This is a genomic window from Moraxella lacunata, from assembly GCF_002027545.1.
GTDB classification, from domain to species: Bacteria; Pseudomonadota; Gammaproteobacteria; order Pseudomonadales; family Moraxellaceae; genus Moraxella; species Moraxella lacunata.
Genome location: NZ_MXAN01000025.1, coordinates 1 through 8,314, shown reverse-complemented (window position 1 = coordinate 8,314; position 8,314 = coordinate 1). Strand labels below are relative to the sequence as shown.

Genomic DNA, 8,314 nt, shown 5'->3' with positions numbered 1-8,314 from the left:
TTAAGTTGAGATTGAAGTATCAAACCTTATAAAATAAAGTTGTCAAGCTTAACTTCAAACACCCCTTCCACCTTGGCAAAATCAATGGCATCTGCACCACCTTCGCCATCGGCATCATAGGATAGAACTTTGGTGTCTTTATTGTAAGTGATACGCTCGGTTAGGGTGCTTGCGTCCACATCAAAGACCGCTTTGTCAAGTTTGATTTTGTCGCCCATCTCAAAGTCGGTAATGGTGTCCATCGTGCCATTTAGCAGGGTGCTAAACACAAAAATATCATCGCCATCGCCCCCTGTCAAAATGTCCGCCCCCAAACCGCCAATCAAGGTATCATTCCCTGCATTGCCGATTAGGGTATTGCCCATGTTGTTGGCGGTCAGTACGTTGTCAAGCTCGTTGCCTGTGGCGGTTTTGGCGGTAATACCAATCAAGGTCAGGTTTTCAAGCTCTTGCCCATTTAGGTCAAAATCAACATGGCTAAACACGCTATCCACCCCTTCGCCTGCAAGCTCGGTAATGCTATCGCCTGTGCTGTCGATGATGTAAGTGTCGTCCCCGACCCCGCCGATGAGCGTATCTGTGTCGTTTAGATCAAAATAATCGGCAAATGTTACGGTGGATAAGTTTTTGATGGCAAAGGTTTTTTGGCGTTCATCGCCCACATAAATCCACGAACCAAGGGTTAGATTGACGTTTACGCCTTGGGTTTCGTTGGACGCATCAAAGGTATCCACACCATTCCCGTCCCAAATATAGCGGTCGCCATCGCCCAGTACGGTGTTGTAATTTTTGAAAGTATAAACATCATCGCCTGAGCGGGCATTGGGATTGACCCCAAACTGGCGGTGAATGTGTGCCAAATCATACATTCTAAGCCCACCCATGTTGAGATACATACTATAATTCATATAAGGCTTATAAGACAACACCGAAAATTCCAAACTGTCTTCTGGCAGATAGTCGCCCTTAAAGTTGTCATGGGTGTGTCGCATATTGAGCGTATGCCCAATCTCATGCAAGGCGGTATAGTAAGCAAAGGGACTGTGTCCGCTTTGAACGTTGGCATAGCCATTTGACCACCAGATATTACCACCCAAAAACGCATAAGCCGAACTGCCCGAATGCACACCTGTTAGATTTGCCGAAAACAGATTGGTGTCTGCGTCCAGCGGGTCGTCCACTTCAATAAACTTAATATTGGCATAGCTTGCATATTCATCATATGCCTTACGCACGATGTTTTTCATGGCTTCGGTGTAGGGTTTTAGGGTACTCAAATCAGCATTGACTTCGCCCTGCACACCCCTTGTGTATCGCTCTTTTAGGACATGATAGTCATCAGGCGTGGCAAAATGATATTTGACAATGGCAGGCTCGGTGGCATACCCACCCACAGGAATGCTAAATGGCTTGGTTTCCATTTTGTGCGAATTTAGGTACTTGATAAAATACGCCATGTCATTGTCGGGGCTTGTGTGGTCAAGATTTGTCGGCTCGGTGTTGGACGGTCGTGTAAAGACCAGCTCCTTGGACATACGATTGGCATTGACAAAGCGTTCGGTATCTTGTACCGTGATGGCATTGCCTGCCAAGTCTTGGGTAGCAAGGCTTGCAACGACAAGACTGTCATCATCTTTGTCCAAATCGGACGTTTTTACCATCGCCTTAAAGGTATTGTCCGCCCCCACCACGGCTGTGTATTTTGTGCCTGCCACATCAATGCTCACCACGTCATCAGCCTTAGCACTGCCCGACACCACACCGCTTACCACAGACATCGGCTCATCGGACACCGCCACGCTATAATTACCATCAGCCCCTTTGGTCAGATAAGGACTATCAATGGTTACTTCTTTGATGGTGGCGGTATTTTTGCCATCGGCATTGATTTGCCAGTTGGTGTTGCTATCGGTAATCTGATATGCCCCACCGCCCAAATCGGTCAAATCGTACAATTTGGCATTGGGATTGTGAATAAATTCATAGCTCAGCGACTGACCGTTTAATGCTTGTAATTCATCAAACGGCACATCAAAGAAAAATTTGCCACGGTCAAGCCCTGAATAATAGGTCTTATCGCCAATCTTAACGCTCACATGGCGAACGTGCATATCATTCATGCCTTTGCCAAATACCCCATCAAACTCAAATTGTCCGCCAATTCTAACAATCGACTCTTCTTGGGCAACACTTAGCCCAAAATTGCCATCAATATTGGTAATGTCAATTTGGGCGGCAACATTGGCACCGACTTTATATGCCAAATTAGTGCTTGCTTTGGCATTATTTTGCCCTGTGGCGGTGGCGACAATGGTGTAGGTTGGCACGTCTTTTAGCACACTTGCCGATATGAGCAATTCAAATACGCCATCGGCATTGGCAGTTGTCTCAAAGTCTTGTCCGCCAATGGTTAGCGTAACGGGCTGATTGAGCAATCTGTCCGCCCCTGATACACTACCTGTAATGACAATCTCGCCTGTGACTTCGCTCTCATTAATAAGGTTGTCGGCAGTAATGGGGTCGATGATGATTTGTAATTCATTCGACTGCACCGCATACCCCACAGTATCGCTTACAGTTGCCGTGTTGCCCACGCTGTTTTTGGTGCTAAGGGTGGCGGTGATTGATTTGGTGCTGTCTTTGGTCAAGGTGTCGGCAGGTATGGCAACCGAGAATGTGCCTTGGGCGGTCAGCTTGGCAGGATAAGTGCTGTTACCAAGGCTTACCACCACATCATCTTGGTCGTTGTAGTCGCCTGTCGCTTTGCCTGTAATGATGATATTGCCATCACTATCGCCTGTGCGTTCTGTCTCGTCAATGATGTTGTCATTGGCAATCGGGTCAAGTTTGATGGTAACTTGCGGGGCAGACAGATTGACATCATACGCCCGCTCGCCATTCACCGTTGCCACATTGCCTGCCTTGTCTTGGGCGGTAACGTGAGCGACAATCTGCGTGTCATTAGCCAAATCCGTCATGGACACATCGGCGGTATAGGTGTTTGGATCGGCTGTTTTTGTGGCGGTATAAGATGTGCCATTGACCATCAGAACAACGGACGTAACCACATCATCCACCCCCCAAATCATTTACCAAAACCGACACAATAGCACCAGTTTGGGTGCTGTCGTCTTGATTGATAAGATTGTCATCGGTAACATTGCCAATCTGTATCGTGGGGGCAGGTGCGTCTGTATCTACGCTGTATGTTTTTTCGGTGCTGGCGGTGGCGGTGTTCTTGGCATTGTCCACGACAGTTACGGTGGTTTTGATGGTGTTATTGCCTGCTCTTACCAAATCAATGGTCGAAAAATCCACCGAGAACTCGCCATTTTCTTTGACTTTGGCATAAATCTCTTTCCAATTGACATTGGCACAAGTGCTACAATAGCACGCCACAAGCACGTCCTGCCCTACTGGCACGTCTGTTACCTTACCGCTAATGGTAATGGTGTCCTGCTCGCTTTCTTCTTTGTTAATCACATTAAATCTCTTTCCAAACTAAAAATAAACCCTTATAAGTATTGGGGTTGAGGTTTTTAAAAATCCACAAAAATCGGGGTTTGGAAAGAAGTCTATTATCCCCTGCAATGTCATCAAGGGTAATGGTTGGCGTGGCAATCTCGGTCTGCACACTCACGCTCTTAGAAAGCGTGGCAGTGGCGGTATTGTCATGCTCATCACGGGCGGTGATGGTAGCGTCAATGGTTTTGTGATTGACAAGGGCGACAGTATCGACAAGCACGCTAAATTTGCCATCGATAATCTCAGCCGTGGCAACTGATTTACCAATCGCCAATGTCAAAATCTCGCCATCGCTCACATTTTGGACTGCCCCTGTGATAAGTGTGGTCGGGGCTTGGCTTTCTATCAAGTTGATGATGTCATCTTGGGCAATCGGGTCAAAGCTGATGACAGGCATATCTACGTGCGTATCCACAAGGTAGGTTGCTTGGGCGGTGTTGGTAGCATTCTGACCTGCTGTGTCGATGGCGTTAATGGTAGCGACAAGGGGCTGTGTGCCTTGGGCGTGTGCCAACGTTTGTCCATCTAATGTCAGCGTCCAAGTTGTGCCTTGAATGCTTGCTTGGTGGGGCGTGCCGTTGATTGTCAAAGTGATTTGGGCGGTCGCTGTTGGGTCTGAGACTTCAAATGTGCCAGACAAGACAACGTCTTTATCCAAGCTTTTTTGGGTAACGGTGTCCACGTCATTGATGGCAACGGTTGCTGTCAAAATTTCAGGTGTTGTGCTTGGCGCAGGTGTTGGCTCAGGAGTCGGTGTTGGCTCAGGACTTAGGTCAATCTGAGTATCCGACTGATGCCCATCATCATTTGACTTATCATCTGACTCTTTATTGGACTTAGCAACAGCCACCGTCCCAAAAATCCCACCCCCAATCATCGCAAGCTTCGCCCCCACACTTGCATACCAAGGCGTACTTGCCACGGCAACTGCCTCGCCCACAACTGGCACGCCCCCAAATTCAGCATTGGTGGTTGCAAAGGTGTTGCCCATGTCGGTCAAATACCCCAAATCCTCCACAGGATACTCATTATAATACCCTTCAAGCACAAGCTCCACCGTCTCGCCCGACTCATCAAGCACTCACAAATCATCGCCCGTACGCTTGATCTTTGGATTTTGGATAAGGCGACCTTGTCCGTCCGTTAGCTGATACTGCGTATCGGCATTGGCTGGCACTTTGACGGCTTGACCTTGTGGGATGGCGATGGTTGATGTTTGGGTGGGGGTTTTGATGAGTAGGGTTTTCATAATAATACCAAAAAAATAATGACACTAAACCCAAGCAAGTATTATGCCAATATCTTCTTTAATTTTTTAAAAATTTAAATTTATTAAATCAAAATTATCAATTTATATTTTTATCAAAACAAACCATCATCGCCCATCAAACACGATGGCATGATGGGCGATTTATGTGCAAACATCTTTAAATTTGTTTTTATAACTTGGGCGTGTTAAATATTGGTATTTGCAATGAAAACGCCTGTTTAAAAAGCAGGGGAATCGCACGTTTTTCAAAAAACAATTCGACCACTTCACTGGGTAAATTTTAAGAATTTTACTTACACCTGAGAAACTTTAAAATTACCACAAACATAATGAAGTTTGGGTGTAGGGGCGTGCTGTGCACGCCTATAAAAATTGGCATGTTATCAAAGGACGTGCGGAGCCAGTCCCTACAAAGCCTGTGGTAAATATCAAATTCGTTGGGTGTATCTACACCAAATACACATCATCTCTATCATTCTTTTGCCATTTATTTTATAATAAAGCCAATTTATCACGACCATCCATTTATGCCACACCAACCTGCCGTACCCATCAAACTCATCGTCATCGGACACACCAATGTCGGCAAAACATCACTCATGCGAACCTTGCTCCGAGATGGCGAATTTGGCGAAGTCAAAAATGCGTCCGCCACCACCCGCCATGTCGAAGCCGTCACGCTCTACGCCAACGATGGCAAGCCTTTGATTGCCCTGCATGACACCCCCGGACTAGAAGACGGCTCGGGTGTGATGGATTTTTTGCATGAACACACCGATGGGCGAGCCGATGGTGTGGAACGTTTGCAAGCCTTTTTAAGGGCGGTCGCAAGCAGTGACCCCAAACTGGGCGATGATTATAGTCAAGAAGCCAAAGTCATCAACGCCCTACTCTCTGCCGATGTCGCCATTTATGTCGTGGACGTGCGTGAGCCTGTGCTGTCCAAATACAAGGACGAACTGGCGATTTTGGCAAGCTCGGGCGTGCCTGTACTGCCTGTGTTTAACTTCATCAAAGATGAGCGAGCGAACTTCGATGACTGGCGTGAGACTTTATCACGACGGGCGTTGCATGCTTATCAGCCTTTTGATACCATCGCTTTTGACTTTGCCAGCGAGATGGCGTTATGGGACAACCTAGGCACGCTCACCCATCATCCTGCCTTTGCTACCTTAAAGCACGAACGCACCGAGTTGTGGCAGGACATGGCGGAGACAGGCAGTTTGGTGATTGCTGATTTTCTGGTTAATGTGGCAAGTTTTCACAAAAAAATCGGGGAAGATGACGACCCCGCACCCACACTCACCACCATGCAACACGCCACCCGTCAAGCCTTTGATATTATGCAACAAAAGCTGTTGGATTTGTATAAATTTTATCATGTGCAGACCGAGCATGGCGAATTTGCCGTCACAGGTGCCGAGCAGGATATTTTCGACAGTGAACTGCTTGCCCGTTATGGCATTCGCACCGCCAGTGGTAGCATGGCAGGCATGATAGTCGGGGCAGGCATTGATGTGGCGACCCTTGGGGCAAGTCTGGGGCTAGGTACTGCCATTGGGGGCGTGCTTGGTGGACTGCTACCTAACAGCGGTACCATCAAGGATAAAGCCATGGGCGTTAAGACCCTGACCATCAACGATGAGACACTTGCCCTGCTCGCCATCCAAAGCCAAAACCTACACTACACCCTACGCCACTTAGGACATGCCAGCCTTGACATCATTAGCACTCATCATCATGACACGTTGGTGTGGCAAGCAGGCAAGCTCCCCGCACCACTTAAAAAAGCTCGTGCCTATCCGCATTATAGCAGTCTGGACGGGCGTTATGATGACAAAAAAGCCGTCCGCTCCGAACTGTCGGACAAGCTCGGCGACACCCTGCTAACCCATCTGGGCGACATGGAAAAATCACACTAACGGCACGCCTACCCTATCAGTGACACCCATCACAAATCAAGGACACATCATGACCACATCCGCCCTAGCCATCCGCCCCGATGACATCCGCCTACGCCAAGCTGACATCAGCGACTCTCAGGCTCTGGTCGCACTCCTAAACCGCTGTTATCGCAACGATGAAGGATGGACGAACGAAAGTCAGCTCATTGGCGGTATTCGCACCACCTTAGCTGAGATAGAAAAAACCATCACCGCCGATGGGTCGTATGTCTTTGTGTTTGAGCCAGAGATTGATGGGCAAAAGCAAATCTTGGCATGTATCGGGGTGCAGTTTACCACCATGCACGACAAAAATGTCGCCTACATCGGCACCTTTGCCGTCTCGCCCGAACTCCAAGGCAAAGGCGTGGGCAACACCCTACTGACAGCGGTCGAGACCTTCGCAGGGCGACATGCCACACGCCACGCCCTAGACGGCTGTGCCATGTCCATCCTATCGCACCGCCCCGAACTTCTCGCCTACTATGAATGACGTGGTTATCAGCTCACGGGCGAGAGCATGCCTTTTCCTGATGACGGTAATAATGGCGAGCCCAAGCGAGATGATTTGGCATTGCATTGGTTATTCAAACCCATGTCCTAAAACCACAAATGAACAAAACAGCCGTGAACCATCTGCCCAATACAGCCACAAGATTTTTACCAAATGATTGATTTTAAAGAAAATAAGCGTATCAGCCTTGCCCCTATGATAGTTTGTCGCTAAACCATGTAATACCGCTCCCAACATCGTTAAAAACGTTTTTTAGCCATGCTAAATTCTCGCCAATCACATTTAACGCTTTAACAACAACAGCACTCGCCCCACTTTCGGTATTAAATTCACCCACCATGATTTGCCATTGCGTTTTGATATTTTGCATGGCTTGACCGATTGTGGTCGGAAATTTGGCAAACTTCTCTTCAATCGCCCCTGCTTGTTGTTGTAGGGCGTTTACTACTACTTGGGCGGATAGTTTACCCTCGCCTGCCATGGTGCGAAGCTCGCCCGTGGTTACGTTTAGCGAGTTGGCAAGGGCAGTCATAATCTCGGGGGACTGCTCAGCGATTGAGTTAAACTCATCGCCACGAAGTACCCCACTTGCCAAGGCTTGTGCAAGCTGAGTGATACTCGCCTCTGCCGCTTGTGCCGAACCACCGCTTAGGCTAATGGCTTGTTGGATTGTTTTGGTCAAATCAAGGCTTTGCTGTTGGGTCAGCCCCATTTGCTTGCCTGTTTCGTGGATTTTGGTAAACAGTTGGCTTGTTGCGTTTAGGTCTGAGTTAGTAGCAAGGGCGATTTGTTGCACGCCTGCCATCGCTTCTTGTACATTACCCGTCTCACCCACCGCAACGGCAATCCTTGCCGAAAGCGTGCTATAAGCGTCCGCAGTCTCGGCAAGCTCTTTGACGCCCAAGCCAACACCCAACGTCGCCAACGCCCCTGTGAGCTTGTCAATGCCTGCACGGGCGGTCTCAATACCCTTGGTATCACTCTTAAACGCAATGTCGTAACTTAAATCTGCCATAAAAACTCCAACAAAAAACCGCCCCAATTGTGAACCGCACCCCAAAA

At 48.2% G+C, this 8,314-nt stretch carries 7 protein-coding genes; 2 read left to right on the top strand and 5 right to left on the bottom strand.

All coding sequences use genetic code 11. From position 1 onward, the window contains the following. Positions 1-26: 26 nt before the first annotated feature. The 4 genes from B5J94_RS04610 to B5J94_RS14075 are packed head-to-tail and all read right to left on the bottom strand — an operon-like array spanning position 27 to position 4,774. Positions 27-3,089, bottom strand: a complete 3,063-nt coding sequence (locus B5J94_RS04610) for an Ig-like domain-containing protein (protein WP_062501302.1) — start codon at positions 3,087-3,089, stop codon at positions 27-29. Continuing rightward, complete coding sequence (locus B5J94_RS04605) at positions 3,070-3,483, bottom strand: Ig-like domain-containing protein (protein ID WP_079363961.1); 414 nt, start codon at positions 3,481-3,483, stop codon at positions 3,070-3,072. The genes B5J94_RS04610 and B5J94_RS04605 overlap by 20 nt, the downstream gene beginning before the upstream one ends. 1 nt (position 3,484) lies before the next feature. After that, positions 3,485-4,606 carry an Ig-like domain-containing protein gene (locus tag B5J94_RS04600; protein WP_079363960.1) on the bottom strand — a complete coding sequence of 374 codons (1,122 nt, stop codon included), beginning with the start codon at positions 4,604-4,606 and terminating at the stop codon, positions 3,485-3,487. Continuing rightward, complete coding sequence (locus tag B5J94_RS14075) at positions 4,607-4,774, bottom strand: hypothetical protein (protein WP_156471118.1); 168 nt, start codon at positions 4,772-4,774, stop codon at positions 4,607-4,609. A 548-nt stretch (positions 4,775-5,322) separates the two neighbouring features. Between B5J94_RS14075 and B5J94_RS04595 the strand changes: the two genes are divergently transcribed. Then, a complete protein-coding gene (locus B5J94_RS04595) occupies positions 5,323-6,717 on the top strand; it encodes a DUF3482 domain-containing protein (RefSeq protein ID WP_062501420.1) in 1,395 nt (464 codons plus the stop codon). A gap of 49 nt (positions 6,718-6,766) precedes the next feature. After that, complete coding sequence (locus tag B5J94_RS04590) at positions 6,767-7,231, top strand: GNAT family N-acetyltransferase (RefSeq protein ID WP_306307000.1); 465 nt, start codon at positions 6,767-6,769, stop codon at positions 7,229-7,231. Between the two features lie 214 nt (positions 7,232-7,445). Here the strand turns inward: B5J94_RS04590 and B5J94_RS04585 are convergent, their stop codons facing one another. Beyond that, positions 7,446-8,267, bottom strand: a complete 822-nt coding sequence (locus B5J94_RS04585) for a tape measure protein (RefSeq protein WP_079363959.1) — start codon at positions 8,265-8,267, stop codon at positions 7,446-7,448. Between the last annotated feature and the right edge of the window lie 47 nt (positions 8,268-8,314).

What these genes read in the sequence shown, in the direction of transcription:
- B5J94_RS04610 (WP_062501302.1), bottom strand. Translation starts at nt 3,089, where the DNA reads ATGATTTGGGGGGTGGATGATGTGGTTACGTCCGTTGTTCTGATGGTC.
- B5J94_RS14075 (WP_156471118.1), bottom strand. Translation starts at nt 4,774, where the DNA reads ATGAAAACCCTACTCATCAAAACCCCCACCCAAACATCAACCATCGCC.
- B5J94_RS04595 (WP_062501420.1), top strand. Translation starts at nt 5,323, where the DNA reads ATGCCACACCAACCTGCCGTACCCATCAAACTCATCGTCATCGGACAC.
- B5J94_RS04590 (WP_306307000.1), top strand. Translation starts at nt 6,767, where the DNA reads ATGACCACATCCGCCCTAGCCATCCGCCCCGATGACATCCGCCTACGC.
- B5J94_RS04585 (WP_079363959.1), bottom strand. Translation starts at nt 8,267, where the DNA reads ATGGCAGATTTAAGTTACGACATTGCGTTTAAGAGTGATACCAAGGGT.